The organism is Maridesulfovibrio ferrireducens (assembly GCF_900101105.1).
Lineage (GTDB): Bacteria > Desulfobacterota > Desulfovibrionia > Desulfovibrionales > Desulfovibrionaceae > Maridesulfovibrio > Maridesulfovibrio ferrireducens.
On sequence record NZ_FNGA01000002.1, the window covers coordinates 312009 to 336209 of the forward strand.

A 24201-nucleotide genomic window follows, 5' to 3' on the forward strand; every position below is an offset into this window, starting at 1 on the left:
CGAAGAAGAATCATGATAGCCTCCGCTACAAAACGGATTGCCATGTCAGCAATCATATGGACATCCTCCATCTTACTTACGATACTGCTCTTTCTGGTCATGCTGGCACTCCGAGCAATAACATTCCCTTTTGACAGAAAACGGAAAATTCAGCATGCGCAATGTTTCTGGTGGTCGGAAGTAGTCATCCGCATAAATCCCTACTGGAACGTTGCAGTCGAAGGTCTGGACAACATCGACAAGGATCGAACCTACGTCGTGGTGGCCAACCACCAGTCCATGGCAGACATAGTCATGCTTTTTCAGACCAGCATGCAGTTCAAATGGATCGCCAAGGATTCACTGTTCCAAGTTCCTTTTCTGGGATGGTGCATGTCACTGGCAAAACACATCCGGCTCAAACGGTCCAATCTTTCAAGCATTCGCAAGGCTTACCGGGAAGCGTCAATCTGGATAGACAAAGGAATGTCCGTAACATTCTTCCCTGAAGGAACCCGTAGCGAGACCGGTAATCTGGGAACTTTCCGTAACGGGGCATTCAAGCTGGCACTGAAAAAAAAGGTGGCAGTTCTTCCCATCGCCATTCAAGGCACCGGCGGAGCCATACCCAAAGGAAAATGGATATTCAACACTTCCAGCACAATCCGCATGACGGTCCTTCCCGCACTGGAGCCTGATGATTTTCAGGGTGATGTTCGGTTGCTGATGGATACAGCCCGCGAAGCAATCAGGAAGGCGCTATAAAGCTAAACCTTTTAAGGAATATCAGTTTCTTAAGATTATGTCCGCAATTCTACAGCAGGATCTAGTGCTCTTCGCATATATGAGCACTTGGCGCCCAGTCTTCCATATACCATGCAAGCGCACCATGTACCTGTAACCCGTGATACCGTACATACTCGAGTTGTTCTTCGGAGTAGATATGCCCATCTAAAGGTTGGACTGACAGAACCTCCGTGGGGCCGTATCCGGTTGTCGAGGACTCAGCTACAAACACGGGATGTCCGCAAGAGCCTAAAGGATGTTCAATCGTCAATTTCCCTAAGCCGATCCCCTCAGCCATACAAGGTACATCTATGTCTCTGACTAAATCCATATTAAATTTCCTTAATTAAGATTGAAAACTTATTCAAAAATAGTTTTTTTTAAATTCCAAACTATTCTATAAGTTACGTTCCTTTAAACCGAGGATTTTTTGGATCTTCGGCTGTGATAAATTTTCCTTGGTCACCAGATAGACTTCTGTCACGGTCTCTAAAGGAATTTTCTTCCCTCTGGCTGCCATTGCTGCCTGAGCCACGGCAATTCTGCCTATCTTATAAGGATCTTGAGCTATTCCCGCAAGAATATAACCTTCTTCTATCTTCTGGATCATCTCTGGATCTGGATTAAATACTACAAATGCCAAATCCTTACGTTTCCCCATTTTTTCAAAAAGTTCAAAAATAACTTCGCTGCTACTTTCATTCAGGCCAACGACTGCATCCAGCTTTGGATTCTTCTTCGAATCCATTCCATCGCTCCACATGGTGGCCCGAATCTTTGCCAAAGCTATTTCCGAATCTCCGCCAATATACATCGACTTGCTTATTTTAAGCTTAGACCCCGAATTCTGCAATTGCATTTTGAATCCCTTAACTCGCATGTGCACCGGGTTGTTTCCTCTCTTGAACAGCCCCAGCCCCACTTTGCCGGAACCTTCCAGCTTTTTGTCCAGATATTCAGCCGCCAGCATACCACCTTTAAAATTATCGGAATGAATACTACCGATTTTTGCGCCATTAAATGTCTCTGAAACCATCTGAATTATCGGTATTCCCGCACGCAAGACTTTATCCAATGATTTCTGCATCTTAAACTTACGAATTGGAGAAATCACAATTGCGTCGACATTATTATTAATGCACCAGTCGACCTTACTTTCCTGTTCCTTGAAACTTCCAAATCCTGCTGGAGCAATCCAAAGAAGTTCGATACCACTATCCTCATTCGCTGTGCTCTCGGCTCCTTTTTTCAATAATTTCCAAAAATCAAGATCACCACGTTCCGGTATTACTGCAATGGAAAGTTTTTTGGGTGCAACTGCATCTGCAACTCTTGTCTGGATTGGGTTCAACATTATGACAACAAACAAAAAGATTATAACCGACAATTTACTTTTCAAGTTAAAGCTCCGCACACTCATCCTATCTCCTTTATTATCTTCACCGTTGCTAAATAATTTTGAATAAATTTAGACACCGGAATACGGGGCATAAATCAATCATGATATTCACAAAAATATGTGCCAGAAATTTCGCAGCAGCAATACAAAATTCAGTCAGAAACATCTCCGCCCACAAATCCCAAAGATCCAGAACACGCCAAGCTCACTATACATGCGACAATCAACGCGCAAAGAAGACTCAACAACACGAATAGCGCGGAAAAAGACCAGCCGAATGAAGCCACCAATACCGGGAAAAGTACAGGTTTGACTGAACGGCAGGCTATAAAATTAGCTACGTGAAAATCCGAAGCTCCTTTTTCCTTCAAAGACTTAAATAATGGATACCAAGCATAAATCGGCCCCATGGAGAGAATTCCTGCCAATGAAGAAAAACATATGCTTTTTAACCCGGATTTTCTACCGAGAAAAGATGTTACAGTTGCTGATGACAAAAAACGATTAAACAGCACCATAATAATAAGAGCCAGACAAAGGGGCAAAGCTATCTGATGGAACATTAAACCGCTGATGTGCAGGGCGCGGTCAGTAGCCGCTGGCGCAAGCAGTAATCCAAATCCGTATAAAGCCGCGATAGCCAAAGGAAACAACCATGGTTTTAGAAAAGATCCAAAACGGAAAAGAATTGAAGAACCACTGTATTTGTTCATACGCCGCCTCTCAACAAGAATACAACCAAAGAGACAAAGACGACCACTACAAATCCAGCCGCATTGCGTACCAATGCAAAACGTAACCCCAGAGCAGCAGACTCAGCAGGAATTTGAATCACGCCCACGCTGACCCAAGCCAGCATTAAGGCCATAACTCCGGTCAACCCCACTCCGGCTTCCAGCAAACCATGACCTATAACATAACTGTTTACAGGATTTCCAGCCATAATACTCCCAAGACTCGCTCCCCAGAATGAATCATACAGGGCCGAACCGGAAAATAAAGACAACAGCGTTTGTTCCGGCACAAATCCCCGAAACAGGCTCAGCAGCAGAATAACACCTACCAGCCGCGGCAAAAGGGTATAAAACTGACGCAAACCTTTAAGCAAGGCCTCAATCCATTCATCTCTTATTGTTACTTGTTCAACTTTTACTTCGTTGCACTCCGAAGCTGGAAGGGATTGTTCCGAGTGCAAATAGGCCGACAAAGCTTCGCTCACAGGTCCGGAAACATGATTAATGACATGAATACCTTGTTTTCCCAAAGTCTTAACAATATGCGGCGCAACCTGACCTACGAGAACAGTTCGAGCCCCCATGCCCACAACTTGCGAAATGATCTGTACTCCTGCTCCGGGCCCAGCCGAGCGCGAGGGGCCAGCCATGACCTCAAAAGACATATCATCGGTTTCAAGAATCAATAGATAGGCGGCTGTACCCAGCTTTTGTTCCACCTTACCGTTCATATCAGGTGTAGTACTTGGAATGGCTATTTTCATGCGACCTCTAAGAGTCTGTATTTTTGAGGTTAATTTTTAAGGTTAAACTGTTACTGGTAATCCTTCTTAGGACGTAAAATATGCAAAGCGATTTCATCACAGCTTTCTAAACTCTGCACTTCTACACGCAAACAAAGCCAGTATTATTATTTCTAGACCACTTATTTATACATACGTACTTGTTAAACTTTTACTTTTTAGATATCAAATCATGTCTTGACCATAATGGAGGTACTCGAGTGATCCGTAACTTATTTTCCGTACTCTTTTTTGTTCTACTATATTGTGTATCAATCAATCCCGCTTTCGCAGCTGATTTACCCAGAATTATGATTGCTGGAGATGGTTTCGACCCAGGAACCCTCTCTCGTGATTCACGCCCTTTTACGCAAGTTCTTAATTCAATTTCAAATTCTCTGCTTAATCAAGGGTTCGACGTAAAAGATGAAGCTGCTTTATCTTCCACGTCTCATCTCCGGGGGAAAACAAACAGAAATGAAGCTGAATTAATCGAGACTGCAAAAGATTTAGGCATTGATATTATTGTCATTTTTTCCATTTATCCCAACAAGAAAAACGATAATAATACAGTGCGAATCAGACCTCGTGTGGCAGGACGCTTGGTCTCGGTTTATGATGGCTCCAAACTGGGTAATTTCGACATAAAATCTCAAATATCGAAACCGATAGAAAAACCTTATTCACGAAATGATGAATTGGAAGCTCTCTCGGACATTTCAGCAATACTGGGCCAGGAAGTTGGGGACGTTTTGGCTGAGCGTATTGCTGGATATGTTGACGCTGAAGGCGGACGCCTACAGGAATGGGTTATGGTTTTTGATGGATTCAATAACTATGAAATAATGGATATTGAAGACACCATCCAAACATTTTCAGGTTACGATTCGCACCGAATTAAGTCTAATTCCCAGAATTCTGAAAGACATAGTGAACTCTTTTACAGGTCTAGCGTTGATTCCGCAAAGCTAAAAAGAAATCTTGTTCGGATGTTTAAGAAGCTTAATCTAAAAAGTTCCATATATATATCCGGATTACAAGTTCATGCAGTCCGAAATAAAAAAATGAAGATGAACCGAGTTCAACAGCAGAACAGCTGGTAAGCATCTTCTAATCAGCAATAATATTGATATAAATTACAAAAAACATTTTGCATTTTTTCATGCGCTCATCTTTGGAGGAATTGATGAAGTTAAATAGGTTTTTAATCATAACGACAAGTCTGTCTTTTTTGTTGCTTGCAGGGTGCGCGGTAAAAAGGCCCACCCCTAATGCGGAAGTCAATTTTGAAGTACCTTCCAAACTTTCAATCATAAAAAAAGATTCCCTGCTAAGAGTTATCCCGACAACAAGCACCAAAAAAGAGACTCCCGGTTTTGCCCGAGAGCTCGCGGCAAAACTAAACCATGCCGGTTATTTTAAAGTTGGAAACGGACCGAATCCCCGATATGTTCTCAATTTAGATACTTTTTGGGCTGATCGATGTGACAATTCAAAACAGACTTCATATAATGTCCGCTACTATAAAAAACCCATAGAAAACAAAGATGGAAGCGGACATGATATTATGGTTAAAGACTATGGGGCCTCATATACCGCCGCGCTTGTTGGAGGCGTAAGTATTTATCAAATCAACAATCTGGAGCCATTGGCTTATTTCAATGTAGTCGCGAAAGATACCAAATGGGTTAGAGAGCAAAATAAGAACAAAGCAAAAGTTTCTTGTGACACCAAGGGAACGCGCAGCAAACTAATGGCTGAGATTATAAAAAACATTGACGGACTGTTATCTAAAGAACGGCGTAATGTTCCTGTAATATTTCCAAGTGGCGGAGACACAGAAGCAAAAGAACTTATTCTTTCTAATCAAATTAAAAAAGCCCACAAAAAATTAGAATCACTGGTTACACCTGTTCCTCTGTCTGATCTTACTCCTGCCCGCTATGAACAATGGGAAAAAGAAGCTGAGCTGAATCAAACTCCTAAACGAGTTATGTCTGAAGATCTGGCGAATTTTTACCTGCTGTATATGACAAAAGAAGCTAGAGGGATATCCGAGCAAAGCGCGGAAATTATTCATGATGGCTATGCAAGAATATTGTTGCTTGCGGAAGATAAGACTTTGATTAATGCAACCGCGGATTCAATGGCAAGATTGGAAGAAACTGCAAAACGTTTAGGCATTATGCTCTAGATTTATAAGGTAATTAATATGTTAAAAAAAATCTATACAATAGGCTTAAGCGTTTGTCTGGCTTTAATTATTTTAACTGCTTCTGGGTGTAAAACCACCAAAAAAATGGTTTATGCTGAGTACATAATGCCCCCAATTGCTTTCTCAGATGTAGCCAGCATTGAAAGAATAAATATCGATAAACCAAAAATTAAAATATCTGGAGTTGGTAAAAGAACATCTAAAAGCATAAGAAATGTTTTTACCAATACAATCGTTAACGATTTCAGTTCTAAGCTATACTTTAACGGGTATATTAAACCTTCTGATGAAATATACGGAGATATTGAAGGTCTAAAAGCTGTACGAAAGAAATTAGCGCACTCTAAACACGGGTATGCCGTTAAAATAGTAAAAGTACGTAAACCGGCAAAGCTCAAAGTTTACGCAACAATAAACTACAAAAGAACTAAAGGTGTAGACAAGATAAACACTACACTTGTTACTCAAAGCTATAGCATTATAACAAACAAAAATGGTGTTCCATGTACAAAAGCAAACAAGCCTACCAAGAAAGTTGTAACCAATAAAGTTTCATATATTGAAGTTAAAGCAAAAGGCAGCTTAGTTTGTACGTTGTATGATTGCTCCGGAAAAAAACTCTATTCTAGAAAATTTGACGATCTTGAATTTGAAAATAAGGCTGGTGGTGATGCCGGCAGTAACTCGGAAGCACCTTATCTTGAAGTTGCACAAAATCTATTCAACGACGCAATCTCAAAAGTTGTAATGGACATATCTCCGCACCGTGAATCAAGATCCCTGTTAGTCAATGAAAAAGGTGATTCTTCCGTAGTGGCCTTGATAAAGGGAACTGCTTTTTATGACGCATTTAATAAGCTTGGACCGATTGTTGAGGCAGAAGAAAAAACTATGGATAAATTGTCTGCAGAAATTAATTCGAAATATGATCAATTAATTACAAACGCTGAAGATCCAGAAAAAAAAGCAGATCTCGAACAGAAAAGAACTAATGACCTGATCGATATAACAAAAGACTATTCTCCTGATTATGAAAACATGGCAATTATCTTGGAAATTATCGGGGATAGAAACGAAGCCCTAGAATACTATGAAATGGCAGCAAAAGCAGATCCTGAAAACATTCGTGCAAGCGAATCCTGTTTGCGGGTCCAAAAATTAGTAGCGGCTTCAAGCTGCCTTAAGAATCCTAATAAAATAAATAACTACCAGCAGAAAAAATACGAGGATCAATAAATGCGTAAAATATACATTGCTTTTACAATTTTACTTACCATGGTCTGCATGATTTCTGGCTGTGCACCGAAAGTAAAAATAAAACTACTTGCCCCGGGCGAAATCAAAATATCTGGTATCAGTAAAATTGCGGTATTGCCTTTCAATTCTGTTTCTCCAAACCTTGCAACCGGCAAATATACCGCAAACAAAAAGGCTTGCGAACTAGCTCGCCGCTGTGTGGAAAGTACTCTCTATAGCGAGCCTCATTTTCAGCTAGTAGATTTAGATCTGGAAAAAAAACTTGTCAAAATCAATAAAAGAGCAAAACCGGGCGACCGCCTAGACGGTGTTCTTTACGGGCAAGTTTGGTGGCAGATTTCTGATGAATATAAAAATTACATGCCAAGTAAAATGTCCCTGTCTAGATGGGTTGTCCGGGAATATGTATGTGGAAAAACAGACAAGGGAAAACCTATTTATTGTTCTAAATCTTTGGTTACTCAAAGACAGGATAACTTTTATAAATCACACTATAGAACTGTTACAGCAAGTTTGATGATGAGTTTGTCGGTTTATAGACTCACCCCTAACGGGCAAGTTGAAAAAGTTGCACAGGTTTTTGAAATTGCAAAAAAACCGGCAATCATTAGTAATGGTCATTTTTCAACAAATATTGAGCTTATAGCATTTAAAAAAGCCAAAAACAGAGTAACTACTTTAACGACAAAAGAAGGATTCGGTTTTCCCGATATTTCCCAACTAACAAGTTTATGGACTCCAAGCTCCGCTTCCCAAGGAAAAACAGCTCTTGATAATGAAGTGACCAACATAACCGAAAGCATACCTACCTCTGTGGGTATGAAAAATGACCTGGCAAACACTGTTTCCACACGCCTTAAGAACTTAATCCAACCTCATTCCGAAGAATTTGACATTTCGATGCATGGCCTCGACAAAAAAACACAAACTATGTTCATGACTGAAGCTTTTAGGGGGTTAACTAAGTATTTGGCTCTTAAAATCGCCAATAAAGATACAGAGCTAGCTCAGCAACTTTTAGACTCTCTGGAGTTTGAAGAAATAACTAAAGAAATGCTTATCAGAAAGATGCAGGGTGAATATGCTGAAAAACAGGCAGAACTTCCTGCTGAAGAAAGAATTCCATTTGTCAAACCGAACTTAGAAGAAATAACCAGTTCAGCAAACTCATACTTGGACAGCCATTTAAGCGATATATACAATTTAGCGTTATCGTTTGAAGGAATTGGAGACTTTAACAGATCTTTAGAAATATATCGCTTTGGTTTCAATGAGTATGCAAATACAGATCAGGATTTTGCTGACGGCATAGGACGTTGCACACTTGCTTTGGATATGGATGCTAGAAATAGTGAAGCTTACAGGGCGCTAGAGGACTCTCAAGAAACAACAAAAATGAGTAATTAGGTGGCTGAAATGACTTACCGAGTTTCACAAACAACAGCCATAGTGCTTGCTGTTCTCATTTTTATGTTAACAGCCTCAATAGGAAATGCCTACGAAGATATAGGTGTTTCCGTCACAGTAAAAGGTAAACGCAGTTTCAAAGCTAAAAAACAAGCAAAGCTTCTAGCTGGAAAACAAGCTATAATCAGCTACCTGAAACGAGTCAGCCCGGCAGCCGTAGGTACCTCATGTGCCAAGCAGTTAGTTGATGACAGAGCCGCGTTTATCAAGCGAGTCACATCCCAAGGCATTTCTCAGATTGGCGATTCTATGGAAGCGTCATATCTAATACGCATTGATGATGAAAAACTTAACTACACTCTTGAAGAATTGGGTTGCGGGCCACAAAGCGGAGCAGCAAAGGTTATAATCCTGATCATGGAAGAACCGCCATCAACGGCCAATATATCTATGATACTCAATCCGGAGGATTCTTCAGGTGTAAGAAAACTGCGCGGTTTAGGGCCGTTTGTGGTTTTCTATACTTCGTACCAACGGGCAATCAGGGATACAATAATCAGTAAAGCAAATCAGGAAGGACTTAAACTTACCAGACTGGATACTTTTAATGAATTCCAGAAGATGAAGATGTCAAACGATGACCCCCTGGTTGGAGTTTACTTTGACGGAGAATCAGAAGATTTTGTAATAAACAGAAGACTTTTGAATATTGTTCGAACAAAATTTGCAGCGCAAAATACAATTATTCTTTATTATAGAATTGCATCTTTATATTTTGACCAGACCACAAGAGAATTGAAAGCAGCTATAGCAATTTCTCTGTATGATTTAAATTCAGGAGAAACTAAATCTGTGGGTAGTCAGGATTTTATGGTTATGGTTCCTGCAGGACAACCCAGTGTAGCCATTCGTGATGGATTAACAGAAGTGGCATCTAGCGCAGCATCCCTGCTTATGAATAAAGCCAAGAAACAAATAAGAAGAATGGCTTCCATGGCTCAGGTTCATGCACAAAAAGAAAAGACACTGCCTGTAACTGTTAGTGTACATCTAAATTCCAAGAGAACTATGTACAAAGTTAAAAAATCTCTTAACCCGGAAATGATTCAATACTCTGAAATAAAATCTGAAAATCTTATTTTAAAATTGGCTGAAGGAGTTCCTGCAGATGACTTTGTATTCGAAGAACTCCTTGAAGTGCTCGAAGGAATGGGGATAATAATTCCTGAAAAGAATATCCACTTCAACGGACAAAAAGTTTTGATACAACAATAAGACTTTATAATAAAACCTTTTTCATATCGGTATCATGCCGATATGAAAAAGGTTTTTAAATGCGTTAAACTTTACTAATCCTGCCATAATAATATTTACGGGCAATCCCCCTTCCCTACCCCTTCATATAAGCTATTCACAGCAACACTTCCTTACTTGATCTTCGTATTAAGCCATAATTTAAGCGCATTAAAAACAGCAAAAAAAATACAAAGTATATTGGCTTAGCTAAACTTACAAATCTAAGTTGTATAAAAAGATCTAATATCTTAGTCTAAAAATAATTATACATGCTGTACTTCTTAAATCCTCTCCGTCAACCGTAAGAATACGCACAATGAAACATAAAATATTATTTGTAGACGACGATCAAAATCTGCTGCGAGGAATCAAAGCCATGCTACACTCCAGAAGAAAAGAGTGGACATGCCGATTTGCTTCCAGCGGAGAGGATGCTGTGAAGTTGATTCATAAGGAATCATTTGATGCAGTTGTCTCCGACATACTCATGCCCGGCATGAACGGAGTTGATTTCCTTAAAATTGTCGAGAAGATCCAACCCGCTACTATTCGCATAATTCTTTCCGGCTATTCTGAAATCCAAACACTCCTGAAATCGACAACATGTGCACACCAATTTATTAGCAAACCCTGCCAGTCGAAAACCCTTATTGAAACAATACAGCGTTTAACCAAGTTGCGGCATATTCTCAATAATAATGAAATAAGTACTATGGTGGCCCGGTTGAACTCCCTCCCAGCTATTCCAGACTTATATGTCAAAATATGCACTGAACTGGAAAAAAAAGAGCCAAGTCTCGACCGTGTAGGAAAGTTTGTGGAAAAAGATCCCGGAGTGTCAGCCACAATACTCAAGGTAGTTAACTCGGCTTTTTTCGGATTTTACAATACAATATCCTCCCCTTCCCATGCAGTCACTCTACTAGGCACTGAAGCTGTTAAAGGACTAGTGCTCGGAGTACATCTTCTGAACAAAATAGATTTATCATCTCTTGCTGGATATTCAATTGATAAACTATGGGATCACTCGCTCCAGACCGGCGACTTTGCCAAAACTATCGCAACGATGGAAACAACGGACAAAAAATTCATCGGCGCTTGTTATGTTGCAGGAATTCTTCATGATGTAGGTAAGTTTATATTCGTGACCAATATGGACACGATATATAAGCCAGTTCTTATAGAAGTACGCAAAACGGGAGGTCCAATCAGTTTAAGCGAAAAAAACAAACTGGGAGTCGGCCATGCTGCAATCGGAGCTTACTTGCTGGGATTATGGGGATTTCATGAAGATATTGTCTCAGGAGTATTCAATCATCATACCCCTGAAAACTCAGAAGAAGGACTAACCGTTGCGCTTGTAGTTCATGCTGCCAATACGTTACAGCACGAGCTTTATTCTCCAGACTCGAACTTTATTTTCTCACAGATCAACATGGAATGGCTGACAGCACAAGGTTTCGGCGACCGTCTAACCGAATGGCAGGAAAGCTGCGCTAAGCATATCGTTAACAACTGAGTTAAAAAAAAGAGATTACAGGAGAGCACATGAAGATAAAGGAGCTGTTAGAAAACAAAGCTAAACCTGTCATAGTAGCGGACATAAACGGAATTATCACAAGTATTAACGAAAGTTTTACCCGCGAATTCGGGTGGACTGAAAATGAACTCAAAGGGAAACCACTCACCGCAATTATTCCAAAACCTCTGCGAGACGCACATCAGCTTGGATTTTCAGCTTATCTATCCACAGGTAAAGCATCAATCCTAGGTCAACATCTGGATTTAGAAATTGCAAAATCTGATGGGACAGTCGAGTCAGCAAAGCATTTCATCATCAGTGAAATAGTTAATGAAAAGCACTCCTTCGCCGCAACTATTGAACCCCGCAACAAGGAGTAAAGTTGTCATGAGCGAAGGCCAAGAAAACCTCATAATCGAACTCCGGTCGATAATTGGGCGCCTTGAAGCAGTACTAAGCTCAATAGACGAGGCCCTGCTGTGGACAGATGAAGACGGAAAAGCCAAATGGTGCAATGACAGCTTCGCTAAACTTATAGGACTCAAGCGAATTTTCATCATGGGAAAGTCCGTAACGGATATTTTCCACCTTTGCCTGAGAGGGCAGATGTTACCGAACGAAGCTCATCCTTTGTATCTTGCTTTATCACATAAAAACTCACAACAAGGAGACTTCACTTTCGGCCCTAGCGACATCCCATTATTTATAAAAGTTCAATACCTTGATATGAAAGAATCTCCACCAAGCACTATCATGCTGGTCAGAGATTCTTCGCAGGAAAAAGAACTGGAAGAATTCAGACTTCAAGGAGCGGCACTTGCGGCGGCGGCGGATGCAATTGTCATTCTTGATATTAACGGCCGAGTACATTGGATAAACAAAGCCTTCACCCGAATGACAGGGTATAAATTTGATGAAATTTACGGAAAGACTCTCAGCCTGATCAAATCAGGCATGCAGTCCAAAGATTTCTACCACAATCTATGGGAAACTATACTTTCCGGTTCATCGTGGTCTGGAGAACTCGTTAATCGCCGCAAAAGTGGCGAATTCTACCACGAATATCAAACAGTAACCCCTGTAACTAACTCAAAAGGGAAAGTTACAAATTTTATTGCCATAAAAAATGACATTACCGAAAAAAAACTGGCACAAAAAGCTCTTGAAAATAGAGAAGCCAAACTCTCGGCTCTATTTAACGGAATAATTGATGCCATAGTCACTGCAGATTCCGCAGGCAAAATCGAAACAGTTAATCCTGCTGCGGAAAAAATCTTCGGCTACGATCCGGGCGAACTCACTGGCAAAAATGTTCGAATTTTAGTCCCTCCAGAACTCAGACCTGACCATGACAGCTATATAAAGCGTTACCTAGACACAAGAATTCCACGCATCATAGGTATAGGCCAAGAAAGAGAAGCAGTACGTAAGGATGGTTCACGGTTTCCAATAGAACTTTCAATCACAGAAATTGTTACGGATGACGCAACTATGTTCACAGGCATAGTTCGAGATATTTCTGAACGGAAACGACAAGAAAAAGAGCTTTCTCTTTTAAATGAGAAACTAGAGCAAAGGGTTCAAGAGCGCACGATAGATTTGGAGAACAAGACGCTTGAGCTAATGGAAGAAGTTGCAGAGCGAAAGCGTGCAGAAATGCAAATCAGGCAGAGCAGCGAACTACTACTATCACTCCTTGATGGAATTTCAGCTGCATTCATTATCTTGAATCTGGAAAAAAGAACCATCGTTGAAATTAACGGTGTCGCTGAAAATATGTTCGGCATTTCAAGGAATAAAATTTTAAACAAGAATTGTGATCAAATTTTCAAAGCTCAAGGAAGTTCTCTAGAAACCGTTTGCCCCGACTCAATAGAAGGAGAAACCCTTTCTGAAACTTATATTATCAACGCAACCGGCGCCACTCTTCCTGTTTCACGACATGTACTTCCTATAACAGTAAAAGAAAGACCTCATTTAGCTTTGATACTTTTTGATATAACCGCTCGTAAAAATCTCGAACGCAAACTGGTAAGAGCGCAAAAACTTGAATCCATAGGCAGACTGGCTGCTGGAATTGCACACGAAATCAATACTCCGATCCAGTATATAGGAGATTCAGTACAATTCATTAAGGAAGCATTTGATGATTTTTTAAAATTATCTGAAATTGAGGGGAAAATACTGGATTCATGTAGAGAACTCGAAGGTTTCGAGGAAATCATGAATAAAAGAGATAAGGTTGCCGAAGATGAAGATACTGACTTCATCATGAACGAAATACCGGAAGCGTGCACAAGAGCTCTTGAAGGTGTTGGACGAGTGGCAACCATTGTTAAGGCTATGAAAAATTTTTCTCATCCCGGAGAAAGTTCCAAACAACTCACTGACATTAACAAAGCCATAACAACTACCCTGGCTGTAGCTCGAAACGAATGGAAATATGCAGCGGAAGTTGACCTTCAATTTGAAGACATCCCCATGATTATGACTCTTCAGGGAGATATTAACCAAGTACTTCTTAACATGATTGTCAACGCGGCTCACGCTATACGGGACAAACAGGAAATCACAGGTAAGAAAGGGGAGATAACCATTGTTACAACTAAAAAAGATGACTTCATTACAATAGAAATTACCGATAACGGAGCGGGCATTCCTCCTGAAGTCTTAGATAATATTTTTGATCCGTTCTTTACCACTAAAAAAGTGGGAGAAGGCACAGGACAAGGTCTAGCCATCGTTCATGATATAATTGTGAGCAAACACGGTGGAAGCATTGATGTAGATTCTAAGCTGGGGGTAGGAACAACTTTCATCATCCACCTTCCCTTAACAGCAACCACATAACAAATAAGACGCCTAAAAAAACAGGAATAAGCGGATGGAAAAAGCCAGAATTCTATTTGTGGACGATGAAATAAATTTACTAAAATCTGTCAAAGCAATGTTCAGAAAACAGTATTCCGTTGATATCGCCGAAGGATCTGAAAAAGGGCTTGAGATGATACAAAATGAAAAGAAATATGCTGTCATTATTTCTGACTTGAAAATGCCCGGCATGGACGGCATTGAATTTTTGCATCGAGTTCAAAAGATAACCCCGGACACAACACGCATAATGCTGACGGGACATGCGGACGTTGAGGCAGCAACACTGGCGGTGAATAGAGGGCATGTATTCCGTTTTCTTACCAAGCCGGTGCAAGCCGACGAAATGCGCCGCATTCTTGATGCCGCGATAAAACAGTATTCACTGGTCACCTCGGAAAAAGAGCTTTTGCGCGGGACACTAAAGGGTTGCATCAGAGTTCTGACGGATGTGCTTTCAGTCGTTAGCCCTGAAACATTCAGCCTCAGTCAGCGCATCAAAAGGCTGGCAGTGAAAACGGCAGAACGTCTCGGCATTCGCAATACCAACCAGCTTGAATTGGCCGCAATGCTCTCCCAGCTCGGCTGTATATCCCTGAGCGAGGCAACCTTGCACAAGATTCATTCCGGTAAAAATCTGACTGAAAGTGAGCAAAATGAATTTGCAGCTCATCCATCCATATCAGCAAAACTTCTATCTAATATTCCGAGACTTGATCAGGTTGTTGAGATCATAAGCAAACAAAATCAATGTGCAGACGAATTTCCAGACATGCCTATTGAGTCTAAAATAATTAAAGCCTGCCTCGACTTTGAAACCTTGATAGGCAGAGGCATGAATTCATCAGAAGCCTTTTTTGAAATGAAAAAAAACATCAAGTGGTACGACAATAATATACTTGAATCATTAGAAAATGCAGCCACAATTGAAGATCATTATGAGCAGAAGATGCTACCTGTTTCAGACCTTAAACCGGGAATGATCATGAATCAAAATCTGAACACATCTACAGGAGTTCTGGTAATAGCAAAGGGACAGGAAATCGGAGAAGCGGTCCTTGCCCGGCTAAATAATGTTGCACGAAATAATAAACTTCCAGATCAAATTAATGTTCTAATTAACAAAAAAATTTTCAAAAACGAATAGCAACTAGACCTGCACCTGTTTATATTTACACTTATTTTTTTATTTAATAGACCCACAACCATAATTTAATATATAATAAAAATCAGAGCTATCAAATAAAACACATAATCGGGAATACTATGAAACAGCGGGTCCTGTTTATAGATGATGATAAAAATATCCTTGCGTCCTTTCGCAGCCTTCTGCGCAAAGAATTCTTGATTGATACGGCATCGCACCCAGAAGAAGGGCTTGCTATGTTCAAGGAAAAAGGCCCCTACCCTGTTGTTATCTCAGATCTCAAAATGCCGGACATGGACGGCCTGACCCTATTATCAAAAATCAATAAACTAAATGAAGATACTATCGGCATCATACTAACTGGACATGCCGATTTAGAAACAGCTGTAACAGCTTTGAATCAGGGTCATGTTTTTCGTTTTCTCACCAAACCTTCAGACAAAGAAACCATTGTAAACGTTGTCCGCGCTGGACAGGATCAATATAATCTTATCACCGGAAATAAACTAAAAGAACGAATAATCAAACAAGACTTAAAAGCCGCCGCTTTTATTCAGGAAAGCTTTCTTCCTCATGAGCGTGCGGATATCGGAAAACTCTCATTGAACTGGCTGTTCAAACCAAGTGATTATGTCGGCGGAGACATGTTCGATATAATTCCTCTCGACCATGAAAATACGGGATTTTATTTAATGGATATCAGCGGTCATGGAGTTTCCGCAGCCCTCGCCGCCGTATCAGTATCTCTCTTGCTGGCGCGCTCCGGCCATCTGACTAATTCCAAAACAGCCGAAATAATATCCCCTTCTGAACTTTTGCTACAATTGGATAACGACTTCCCCATCGAACGATTAAATAAACACTTCACGATGTTTTACGGGATAATAAACTCTGCCCGCAAGACTCTTCGTTACAGCAGCGCCGGGCACCTGCCTCCGATTCTACTTCGTAGCAACGGAGCTCTTGAGTACTTGGAAAAAGGCGGCAGTGTCATCGGTATGAATTCGGGTATTCCATTTGAAGAAGACGAAGTTCCATTCAATCCCGGAGACAAGCTGATCAGCTTTACCGATGGAGTATCAGAATATCAGTCTCAATCTGACGAAATGTTTGAAATGGAAAGATTCATTTCGCTGGTTCAAGAATACCGGGAGATGTCATCGCGTGAAATGCTTGATCATATTTATGAAAAAATGATGCAATTCGGAGAAAACCGCCCACCGTTGGATGACGTTACAATCTGCTGCCTTGATTTCGAAAAAGAGGACGAAAATCAATGAGCACTTTGCAGCAAAGTATTTTTCAGGAACTGGCCTTGAGGATGGGTAAAGAAGCTCTTTCCCGCCGCTTAAGTCTGCAAGTTGACCATTCCGCAACTCTATACGGCAAAGGGTGCGGACATATTCACTTGGAAAATTTAGAAGGTTTTACCCGTCTGGTCGGCTCTATTTTACAATTCTCTTTTATGGACGAACGCGGAAAACGTAACAGCCTCGCATTTAAAACAGAAGAACAGAATATCGCATTACCCGAACTCCCCTCCGAATTTGAAGGATTCAGAATACTACACCTTTCAGACATCCACATGGACGGATTTGTTGACAATGGTGCAACACTGATCTCGCTAGTAAAAAAACTGAAATATGACCTCTGTGTACTCACCGGAGATTACCGCTTTCTTACCCACAATACATATGAAAAATGCTCCATAGGAATGGAGCGTCTTCTGAAAAGCATACACTGCGCTCACGGAATTTACGCTATACTCGGAAATCACGATTTCGTTGAGCAGGTTCCCTCTCTGGAAAAGGCGGGTGCACAGGTGCTTCTGAATGAAAGCACTCTTATTGAAAAAAATGGCGCACAACTATTTATTGCCGGAGTGGACGACCCTCATTTTTATGGATCTCATGACCTTGAACGCGCACTGAAATCACGACCGAACAAAAGCACCACGATATTACTCTCTCACTCGCCCGAATTATTCGCCGAAGCAGCGCAAAAAGGAGTGGACCTCTACCTTTGCGGGCATACCCACGGCGGCCAGATTTGCCTTCCAGGAGAAATCCCTCTCATTACACATGCTGCGTGTCCCCGCAGGATGACTGCCGGACTCTGGGAATATGACAAAATGATCGGCTACACCTCACGCGGCTCAGGTTGTTCAGGAGTTCCAGCCAGATTCAACTGCCCGCCGGAAGTGACCATACACACTTTGCACAGGCTGAAGCAGAAATTTCCGACCGGAGACAGCGCATGAACTCAGAATTCCACATAACTGAAAGATTCGGCTCCGACCTTAAAAATCTTTCCATAAGCGCCGCAATGGTCAAGCGATGTAAAAAAGAGCTCTCCCTGCCGGAGGAAATTGCCCAGAAGATTGACCTCGCAATTTCAGAAGCCGTGTCTAATGCCATTCGTCATGCAGAAGCTTCGAAAGAGGACGGGATTGTGTTAAGCCTTAAACTTAAAGGACAGAATCTTATCATCAGGGTGGAAGACAACGGTCCCGGATTTGATTTTGATAACGTGACGGAACCGGATCTGGAAAATCACCCTTCGGGCGGATACGGAATTTTCCTTATCAAACAGGTTATGGACAAAGTTGAATACAAACGAGTCGGGATAATAAACAAACTGACTATGACCAAAAACATCGCGTTCGGCGAATCGGAGAACTAGCCAATGGAATATCTTCTGGTTCTAGTTTCAGTAATGATGACAACGTTAGGGCAAATATTTCAAAAACTCGGAGCAATTCGCATCAAGAGTGAAATGGCTGAAGGAAAAGGCGTACTGGCGGCGGCTGCCAACATTCATATAGTTCTGGGAATAGGCAGCCTCGGACTGGGAGCCTTTCTCTGGCTGCTTGTATTATCACGCATGGAACTTAGCCTTGCTTACCCCATGATGAGCATCGGCTATGTACTGGTCACGATCGCCTCAAAATATATTTTCAAAGAAAAAGTACCACTGCATCGCTACGCAGGAATAGCAACTATCATCTTCGGTATTATCCTTATTTCAAGAAGCTGAGAAGGAACATATGAAATCATACATGCTTGTAATTTTATCCGTTGTTCTGGGTGTTATAGGACAACTTTTTATGAAAAAAGGTATGCTGGTTCTGGGACCGCTCTCAAACCCGGACTTGATGACTTTTTTCCATATAATATTTCAACCGTGGGTTTTATGCGGACTGATATCTTATGGAATGGCTATGATTTTGTGGGTTGCGGTGCTCGGCAGACTGGACCTCAGCTACGCTTATCCGCTCTTAAGTTCCGGCTATGTCCTTGTTGCTCTAGGCTCATGGTGGATGTTCGGTGACACAGTCTCAGTTTCCCGCTGGGCAGGAATTCTTGTGATCTCAGCCGGCGTAGGTCTTACCGCAAAGAAATGAGGTGTAAAATGAATACGTACGAAGAAGATATTTATCTTTCGGTGGTTATCCCCGCTTATAATGAGCAGGAGCGCATTGCAGACACTCTTTATACTGTAAAAGAATTTCTATCCAAGCAGCCCTACAAAAGTGAAATCATTGTTGTGGATGACGGAAGCAGAGACTGGACCACAGAAGTCGTGAAAACCGTGGATATATACAACAATGAAATGAAGGACCAAAATGTCAGCGCCATAATGGAAAATGTTAAAAACGTGGGAAAAGGATTTTCTGTCGCAAGAGGTATGCTTAGAACTTGCGGAAAATACATTTTATTCTCAGATGCAGACCTTTCAACCCCCATTGAAGAAGTAATCAAGCTACTGCCGGTTCTGGAACAAGGTTGCGATGTGGTAATCGGTTCACGCGGAATGAAAGATTCCGAAGTGGAAAAAAAGCCTTTCTACCGGGAACTGATGAGCCTTCTTTTCAACTCGGTTGTCGGTCTTTTTGCCATTCGGGGCATCAAAGATACTCAATGTGGATTTAAAGCTTTCCGCAGCGAAGCGGGCAAAGAAATTGCGAATAGACAAAAACTCTACGGTTTCAGTTTTGATGTAGAACAATTGTTTATTGCCCGTAAATTAGGATATTGCATTAAGGAGGTTCCGGTAAAATGGAGCCATGCTGAAGGGTCCACTGTCGATCCGATAAGAGACTCCATCAGAATGTTTATAGACGTTATGCGCATACGATTTCTGCATCGCGGAAAGTTTTAATTTTATACGGAATTAACAGGCAATCTGTAAAAGGAGCAAAATAATGATGAAACTTGATATTAAAAATCAACAAGATATCTGTATTATAACACCGGGAACTACGCGTCTTGACGCAAGCACGGCTGTTGATTTCAAAACAGCTCTTCTAAATCTTATTAAAGAAAACAATATTCGCATCCTGCTCAATCTGGAACAAATCGAATTCATCGACAGTTCAGGACTTGGGGCCATCATTTCTGCTCTCCGGCAAGTCGGAGTAAAAGGAGACATTAAACTCTGCAACGTAAACAAGCAGATTATGGAACTACTTAGACTCACAAGGCTCGATAAAATTTTAGATTCATTCGAGAACGAAAAAACCGCCCTTGAAGGTTTTTAGAGAAGCGGGATATGAAGGAATTCTACTTCTCAAAATTTGAACACAGAACACCCTATAAACCCGTTCCTTTTTCGGGCGGCAGACAATTTCTGTATCAATATCTGGCTACCATAAATATTGCTATGGGAGTCTGGTACTTTCACTGGCGCTGGTTTTATTCGCTCAACACCGAAGCTCTCTGGTTTTCTATTCCTCTTGCGCTGGCAGAAACTCTCGCTTTTTTAAGCACCTTTCTTTTCATCATCAACCTATGGGCTTATCGCGACGAAACACCGAAAACCCCACCGAAAACGGTCAGTGATATTCTCGCTGAAAAAGACCGTCCACCTGTCGACAGGCCGATTACAGTAGATGTCTTTCTACCGACCTATACAGAAGATCCTGAGCTGGTTCGCTATAGTATACATGACTCCAAAGCCGTTACTTATCCATATCCGGCAGATATTCGCATTCATATTCTGGATGACGGTAAAAGAGAAGAAATGAGGAATGTAGCAGAGGAAGAACAGGTCGGTTACATCACCCGCGATGATAACCGGGGATTCAAGGCTGGAAATTTACGAAATGCCATGGAGCAAACTTCAGGTGACATCATAGTTATCCTAGACGCGGACACCCGCCCTTTCCCAAAATTTCTGGAACGCACACTGGGGTATTTCAAAGACCCGGATGTCGCATGGGTTCAGACTCCGCAATGGTTCTATGATCTTCCTGAAGGGATCACACTTGAAAAATGGCTCGGCAAAAAGCTTGGGAGGACAGGTTCCTTTATCGGTAGAATGATCGAAAATATTATCGGGACCGTAAATATCGGCCGCGATATATTCGGAAGTGATCCCCGCATGTTTTATGACTGCATTCTTAGAAAACGCATGAACTTTAATGCGTCTTTCTGCTGCGGAGCAGGGTCACTACATAGACGTGAAGCAGTACAACGGGCGGCACTTATCCGTTATGCCGAAGAAATAGAGCGCCATGCTGATCACGCCAGCAAGGATACAGATGATCCAGAACTCGCCGAAGCCATGCGCTTTGGCGCCATCAGAGGATTCATGACGGAGACTGAAGTAACTCCGTATAAGTACCATGTATCTGAAGACATTTACACCTCGATGCTCCTCCATGCTGACCGTTCCAGACGGTGGAAATCAATCCACCACCCTGAGATACTTTCAAAAATGTTGTCTCCTCAAGACTTAGGATCATACCTGACACAGAATTTTAAATATTCCAGCGGAACTCTCGATCTTCTGCGAAGAGACAATCCGGTTTCGCTTCCCGGACTTTCTTCCGGGCAAAGGCTTATGTATTTCGCCTCAACCTTTTCATATTTCGCAGCCTTCTGGATGATCATTTTTCTGATCACTCCACCAATTTTCTATTTCACCAACATTGTTCCGGTGAAAGGTTTTGATCTGGACTTTTTTATTCACATTCTTTCTTTCCAGATTATCTGTCAGCTAACTTTCATGTTTGGAACATGGGGAGTGAATACTCTCAGAAACGTTCAATACTACGTAGCCTTTTTCCCGCTGAATATAAGAGCAATATGGACGGTTCTCAAGGGCAGTACCATCAAATTCAATGTTACGCCCAAGACAGGTGAAAGCAAAGTCAGACTGGATCTTGTTCGACCTCAAATCTTTGTAATAGCATTAAACTTAGCAGGAATATTCTGGTACCTAGGACGAATATTCCTCGGGTATGAATATGACCTGCTGGGATTCATTATTGCAACCTTCTGGTCACTTTTAAACATGTCCTCACTCTTGGTGATAATACGCGCGGCAGCTTGGAGCCCAGACAGCAATAAATAGAAATAAAGAAGAAATTTGTATAAATATTGGAGATGTATATGCGTTTCAAGGAAGCTCTGCTGGAAATGCGAAGTCAAATAGCCGTAATACTGGGACTGATCACCACAGGAATAATCATATTTCTCCTGACGGACCTCAGCCACATGCAACCGGAACGATTTGTCACGGAAACAGATTCTTCTGGAAAAGCTGTTCCAACTGTCTCGTTCACTGCGGATATACCTTTTGCCAAGCACCGTGAACTAACTGCTGATGAACTTAAAATGGCCCGAACTGCGTGGAACTATTTTGAGAACAACTGGAATTCTGAAACAGGCTTGCCAGATTCAGTTACCGGATTCCATTTCACGACACTATGGGACACATCCTCATACCTGCTTGGTCTTATTTCAGCACATAAACTTGAAATTATCAGTGATGAAAATTTTCATAGCCGTATGGCAAAGGCTCTGGATTCATTAGCCACAATACCTCTGTATAATGGAGAACTGCCTAACAAAGCTTATGACACAAAAACCCTTTCCATGACTGACTATCAGAACCAGCCCTCCGAAACTGGCACAGGCTGGAGTGCTATAGACATAGGAAGGTTATTCGTTCCTTTCAACGTGATTATATACGAATACAACCAATACACGCCGAAAGTTAGAGACATAATTTCTCGTTGGAATTTCAGCCGCATGTTTATAAACGGACAACTTTACGGAGTCACATACAAAAACGGTATAGAGCAACTCAATCAGGAAGGACGGTTAGGGTATGAAGAATATGTATCCAAATCATTCGCCTTGCTGGGCTTCGATATAAGCGAAGCTTACAGCTACTTAGATTATACCGGATTTGTAGAAATTGAAGACGTTGAAGTTCCTGTGGATACCCGCAGCTCCTCACGCTTCGGGGCACACACTTATGCTCTGAGTGAACCTTACATTCTGGACGGTCTGGAATTCGGATGGGACTATTTCTCAAATGAGTTTTCTTACCGCATTTACCTTGCTCAGCAAAACCGCTGGGAGAATACAGGAATCATAACCGCTGTTACCGAAACGGCCCTGAATGAAGACCCTTTCTTTGTCTACAACACAGTATTCGGAGAAGGTAAAAAGTGGGCTTGTCTAACTTCTGAGGGGCTTGAATCCTCGGCATGGCGGACACTCAGTACCAAGGCTATTTTCGGATGGAACAGTCTTTATGATACAGAATACACGGAAATGCTCCTTGATAAGGCTATGCAACTAACCACAGAAAAAAACGGATTCTATGCCGGAACATATGAAAGCGATGGACGGACAAATTCCGTCACAACCTGTAACACCAACGGAATCATTCTCGAAGCCCTGTGCTATAGGAAATTCGGACCTTTCCTCCGAATTCAAGGCCGGGGGAACAAGGATTAATCATGTCCCTTGGCAGAGAACTAGTACTTGCAGTTTTTCTGATGCTTTTTTCGAGCACCCTCTGCTGCGGAGAAGATAAACCTTTGTATATAAAAAACATTCCCAGCCCGGGAATGAAGACACTTGGTCAAAAAGATAAGGGTTGGAGTTTTCTGGATATGCTGGAGAGGTCATTTAAAATTGATACTGAACGTTTTAACGGCAAACAATCTTTCGGTGAAGTTATGGCAAGAGAGATGTCCATAAACGTGGGGTACACAACAGCAGTAACAAGTATGGAGCAAGCAAACAGTGACGGGAATTCCCCGAAAGAAATAGTGAAACAAACTTTTACAGAGACAATCGGATTCAACGGGCTTTCACCTTATTATGGCAGAGTGACTTTCTATCAATATGCAGATTCAACCTATCAGCAAGGATATGAACCCGATTTCAGCTACAGTTTCGGGGTAGCAAATTATGCACCGGATACACTTAGCATTGAATACTCAAACTACGGAGGAAACAGGCTTTCTCCGAAAGTGGGTGAGGAATTTACAGACTTAAATCAGGGGACCATAACGACAACTTACAGGTTTGAAGTACCGGAAACCATCGTAAGATTCCTGCACCCTGATGACGAGGCTCGAATTCTGGGCTGGGCGTCATATAACCTGACTCCTGAATATCAGCCCGGTAGATGGTGGAAACAATGGTTCGGCTTAGGGGTTTCAGTTCCAATATGGAATAACATAAGTCTCTGGGCACAGGGCAATCTTTACCCGGATTCATCGCAGACAACATCCGGCGATCCTGATTTTACCTACGGCTTCGGTTACTATGACTGGTCACCCGGGGGATTTATTCTAGCTTTCAGCAGTTATGCCCCTAATGGTTTCCCATGGGGAAACAGTGGCAAAAAAGGAGACTTCATGGATGGCAGTGTCTTTTTAGGTTACAATCTGGATCTTGAAGCCATCTGGAATTTTTTCGCAGGTAGACCGAGCAGAACAGAACCAAAGCCAAGCAAATCCCGCCCGCCATGGGGCCCACGTTATATGGAATGGTGAGAA

General features: G+C 41.7%; 24 protein-coding genes. 20 read left to right on the forward strand and 4 right to left on the reverse strand.

Going from position 1 to position 24201, the window contains the following annotated elements:
- Positions 1-12: 12 nt before the first annotated feature.
- Positions 13-744 (forward strand): lysophospholipid acyltransferase family protein, encoded by a 732-nt coding sequence (locus BLT41_RS06205; protein WP_092159373.1) that lies wholly within the window; start codon positions 13-15, stop codon positions 742-744.
- 61 nt (positions 745-805) lie between these two features.
- Here BLT41_RS06205 and BLT41_RS06210 read toward each other — a convergent pair whose 3' ends face one another.
- The 4 genes from BLT41_RS06210 to BLT41_RS06225 all read right to left on the reverse strand — a co-directional run bounded on the left by BLT41_RS06210 (position 806) and on the right by BLT41_RS06225 (position 3662).
- A complete protein-coding gene (locus tag BLT41_RS06210) occupies positions 806-1096 on the reverse strand; it encodes a hypothetical protein (RefSeq protein ID WP_092159374.1) in 291 nt (96 codons plus the stop codon).
- Between the two features lie 66 nt (positions 1097-1162).
- Positions 1163-2164, reverse strand: coding sequence for a substrate-binding domain-containing protein (locus tag BLT41_RS06215; protein WP_170830324.1), 1002 nt, complete (start codon positions 2162-2164; stop codon positions 1163-1165).
- A 152-nt stretch (positions 2165-2316) separates the two neighbouring features.
- Positions 2317-2877 carry a hypothetical protein gene (locus tag BLT41_RS06220; RefSeq protein ID WP_092159376.1) on the reverse strand — a complete coding sequence of 187 codons (561 nt, stop codon included), beginning with the start codon at positions 2875-2877 and terminating at the stop codon, positions 2317-2319.
- Positions 2874-3662: a NifB/NifX family molybdenum-iron cluster-binding protein gene (locus BLT41_RS06225; RefSeq protein ID WP_092159377.1), complete on the reverse strand. Its 789-nt coding sequence runs from the start codon at positions 3660-3662 to the stop codon at positions 2874-2876. The genes BLT41_RS06220 and BLT41_RS06225 overlap by 4 nt, the downstream gene beginning before the upstream one ends.
- A 239-nt stretch (positions 3663-3901) precedes the next feature.
- On the opposite strand from BLT41_RS06225, the gene BLT41_RS06230 reads away from it, so the two are divergent.
- The 19 genes from BLT41_RS06230 (at position 3902) to BLT41_RS06320 (ending at position 24198) form a co-directional block, all read left to right on the forward strand.
- Positions 3902-4783, forward strand: a complete 882-nt coding sequence (locus BLT41_RS06230; protein WP_244512205.1) for a hypothetical protein — start codon at positions 3902-3904, stop codon at positions 4781-4783.
- 83 nt (positions 4784-4866) lie between these two features.
- On the forward strand, positions 4867-5874 hold the full coding sequence (locus BLT41_RS06235) for a hypothetical protein (protein WP_092159378.1): 1008 nt from the start codon (positions 4867-4869) through the stop codon (positions 5872-5874).
- Between the two features lie 18 nt (positions 5875-5892).
- Positions 5893-7131, forward strand: a complete 1239-nt coding sequence (locus tag BLT41_RS06240; protein ID WP_092159384.1) for a tetratricopeptide repeat protein — start codon at positions 5893-5895, stop codon at positions 7129-7131.
- The gene (locus BLT41_RS06245) at positions 7132-8559 is read left to right on the forward strand and encodes a hypothetical protein (protein WP_092159391.1); all 1428 of its coding nucleotides are present in this window, start codon (positions 7132-7134) and stop codon (positions 8557-8559) included.
- 9 nt (positions 8560-8568) lie between these two features.
- On the forward strand, positions 8569-9834 hold the full coding sequence (locus BLT41_RS06250; RefSeq protein WP_139167336.1) for a hypothetical protein: 1266 nt from the start codon (positions 8569-8571) through the stop codon (positions 9832-9834).
- Between the two features lie 337 nt (positions 9835-10171).
- Positions 10172-11374: a response regulator gene (locus tag BLT41_RS06255; protein ID WP_092159393.1), complete on the forward strand. Its 1203-nt coding sequence runs from the start codon at positions 10172-10174 to the stop codon at positions 11372-11374.
- Positions 11375-11403: 29 nt separating this feature from the next.
- Positions 11404-11757, forward strand: a complete 354-nt coding sequence (locus BLT41_RS06260; protein ID WP_092159394.1) for a PAS domain S-box protein — start codon at positions 11404-11406, stop codon at positions 11755-11757.
- A gap of 7 nt (positions 11758-11764) precedes the next feature.
- Positions 11765-14227 carry a PAS domain-containing sensor histidine kinase gene (locus tag BLT41_RS06265; RefSeq protein WP_170830325.1) on the forward strand — a complete coding sequence of 821 codons (2463 nt, stop codon included), beginning with the start codon at positions 11765-11767 and terminating at the stop codon, positions 14225-14227.
- A 34-nt stretch (positions 14228-14261) separates the two neighbouring features.
- The gene (locus BLT41_RS06270) at positions 14262-15395 is read left to right on the forward strand and encodes an HD domain-containing phosphohydrolase (protein ID WP_092159398.1); all 1134 of its coding nucleotides are present in this window, start codon (positions 14262-14264) and stop codon (positions 15393-15395) included.
- 119 nt (positions 15396-15514) lie between these two features.
- On the forward strand, positions 15515-16675 hold the full coding sequence (locus tag BLT41_RS06275; protein WP_092159400.1) for a PP2C family protein-serine/threonine phosphatase: 1161 nt from the start codon (positions 15515-15517) through the stop codon (positions 16673-16675).
- Entirely contained in the window at positions 16672-17655 is a 984-nt protein-coding gene (locus tag BLT41_RS06280; protein ID WP_092159402.1) for a metallophosphoesterase, read from the forward strand. The genes BLT41_RS06275 and BLT41_RS06280 overlap by 4 nt, the downstream gene beginning before the upstream one ends.
- Positions 17652-18077 (forward strand): ATP-binding protein, encoded by a 426-nt coding sequence (locus tag BLT41_RS06285; RefSeq protein WP_092159404.1) that lies wholly within the window; start codon positions 17652-17654, stop codon positions 18075-18077. Before BLT41_RS06280 ends, BLT41_RS06285 begins: the two co-directional genes overlap by 4 nt.
- A gap of 3 nt (positions 18078-18080) precedes the next feature.
- Positions 18081-18431 carry an EamA family transporter gene (locus tag BLT41_RS06290; protein WP_092159406.1) on the forward strand — a complete coding sequence of 117 codons (351 nt, stop codon included), beginning with the start codon at positions 18081-18083 and terminating at the stop codon, positions 18429-18431.
- 10 nt (positions 18432-18441) lie between these two features.
- Positions 18442-18798: a DMT family transporter gene (locus BLT41_RS06295; RefSeq protein ID WP_092159408.1), complete on the forward strand. Its 357-nt coding sequence runs from the start codon at positions 18442-18444 to the stop codon at positions 18796-18798.
- Positions 18799-18806: 8 nt separating this feature from the next.
- On the forward strand, positions 18807-19556 hold the full coding sequence (locus BLT41_RS06300) for a dolichyl-phosphate beta-glucosyltransferase (RefSeq protein ID WP_170830326.1): 750 nt from the start codon (positions 18807-18809) through the stop codon (positions 19554-19556).
- 43 nt (positions 19557-19599) lie between these two features.
- Positions 19600-19935, forward strand: a complete 336-nt coding sequence (locus tag BLT41_RS06305; RefSeq protein WP_092159412.1) for an STAS domain-containing protein — start codon at positions 19600-19602, stop codon at positions 19933-19935.
- Positions 19936-19946: 11 nt separating this feature from the next.
- A complete protein-coding gene (locus BLT41_RS06310) occupies positions 19947-21752 on the forward strand; it encodes a glycosyltransferase family 2 protein (protein ID WP_092159418.1) in 1806 nt (601 codons plus the stop codon).
- 38 nt (positions 21753-21790) lie between these two features.
- Positions 21791-23149 (forward strand): DUF3131 domain-containing protein, encoded by a 1359-nt coding sequence (locus BLT41_RS06315; protein ID WP_092159420.1) that lies wholly within the window; start codon positions 21791-21793, stop codon positions 23147-23149.
- A gap of 2 nt (positions 23150-23151) precedes the next feature.
- On the forward strand, positions 23152-24198 hold the full coding sequence (locus BLT41_RS06320; RefSeq protein WP_092159422.1) for a hypothetical protein: 1047 nt from the start codon (positions 23152-23154) through the stop codon (positions 24196-24198).
- Positions 24199-24201 lie beyond the last annotated feature (3 nt).

What these genes read in the sequence shown, in the direction of transcription:
- BLT41_RS06250 (WP_139167336.1), top strand. Translation starts at nt 8,569, where the DNA reads ATGACTTACCGAGTTTCACAAACAACAGCCATAGTGCTTGCTGTTCTC.
- BLT41_RS06275 (WP_092159400.1), top strand. Translation starts at nt 15,515, where the DNA reads ATGAAACAGCGGGTCCTGTTTATAGATGATGATAAAAATATCCTTGCG.
- BLT41_RS06245 (WP_092159391.1), top strand. Translation starts at nt 7,132, where the DNA reads ATGCGTAAAATATACATTGCTTTTACAATTTTACTTACCATGGTCTGC.
- BLT41_RS06295 (WP_092159408.1), top strand. Translation starts at nt 18,442, where the DNA reads ATGAAATCATACATGCTTGTAATTTTATCCGTTGTTCTGGGTGTTATA.
- BLT41_RS06270 (WP_092159398.1), top strand. Translation starts at nt 14,262, where the DNA reads ATGGAAAAAGCCAGAATTCTATTTGTGGACGATGAAATAAATTTACTA.
- BLT41_RS06210 (WP_092159374.1), bottom strand. Translation starts at nt 1,096, where the DNA reads ATGGATTTAGTCAGAGACATAGATGTACCTTGTATGGCTGAGGGGATC.
- BLT41_RS06305 (WP_092159412.1), top strand. Translation starts at nt 19,600, where the DNA reads ATGATGAAACTTGATATTAAAAATCAACAAGATATCTGTATTATAACA.
- BLT41_RS06225 (WP_092159377.1), bottom strand. Translation starts at nt 3,662, where the DNA reads ATGAAAATAGCCATTCCAAGTACTACACCTGATATGAACGGTAAGGTG.
- BLT41_RS06260 (WP_092159394.1), top strand. Translation starts at nt 11,404, where the DNA reads ATGAAGATAAAGGAGCTGTTAGAAAACAAAGCTAAACCTGTCATAGTA.
- BLT41_RS06240 (WP_092159384.1), top strand. Translation starts at nt 5,893, where the DNA reads ATGTTAAAAAAAATCTATACAATAGGCTTAAGCGTTTGTCTGGCTTTA.
- BLT41_RS06255 (WP_092159393.1), top strand. Translation starts at nt 10,172, where the DNA reads ATGAAACATAAAATATTATTTGTAGACGACGATCAAAATCTGCTGCGA.
- BLT41_RS06290 (WP_092159406.1), top strand. Translation starts at nt 18,081, where the DNA reads ATGGAATATCTTCTGGTTCTAGTTTCAGTAATGATGACAACGTTAGGG.
- BLT41_RS06280 (WP_092159402.1), top strand. Translation starts at nt 16,672, where the DNA reads ATGAGCACTTTGCAGCAAAGTATTTTTCAGGAACTGGCCTTGAGGATG.
- BLT41_RS06235 (WP_092159378.1), top strand. Translation starts at nt 4,867, where the DNA reads ATGAAGTTAAATAGGTTTTTAATCATAACGACAAGTCTGTCTTTTTTG.
- BLT41_RS06300 (WP_170830326.1), top strand. Translation starts at nt 18,807, where the DNA reads ATGAATACGTACGAAGAAGATATTTATCTTTCGGTGGTTATCCCCGCT.
- BLT41_RS06265 (WP_170830325.1), top strand. Translation starts at nt 11,765, where the DNA reads ATGAGCGAAGGCCAAGAAAACCTCATAATCGAACTCCGGTCGATAATT.
- BLT41_RS06285 (WP_092159404.1), top strand. Translation starts at nt 17,652, where the DNA reads ATGAACTCAGAATTCCACATAACTGAAAGATTCGGCTCCGACCTTAAA.
- BLT41_RS06220 (WP_092159376.1), bottom strand. Translation starts at nt 2,877, where the DNA reads ATGAACAAATACAGTGGTTCTTCAATTCTTTTCCGTTTTGGATCTTTT.
- BLT41_RS06205 (WP_092159373.1), top strand. Translation starts at nt 13, where the DNA reads ATGATAGCCTCCGCTACAAAACGGATTGCCATGTCAGCAATCATATGG.
- BLT41_RS06310 (WP_092159418.1), top strand. Translation starts at nt 19,947, where the DNA reads ATGAAGGAATTCTACTTCTCAAAATTTGAACACAGAACACCCTATAAA.
- BLT41_RS06315 (WP_092159420.1), top strand. Translation starts at nt 21,791, where the DNA reads ATGCGTTTCAAGGAAGCTCTGCTGGAAATGCGAAGTCAAATAGCCGTA.
- BLT41_RS06320 (WP_092159422.1), top strand. Translation starts at nt 23,152, where the DNA reads ATGTCCCTTGGCAGAGAACTAGTACTTGCAGTTTTTCTGATGCTTTTT.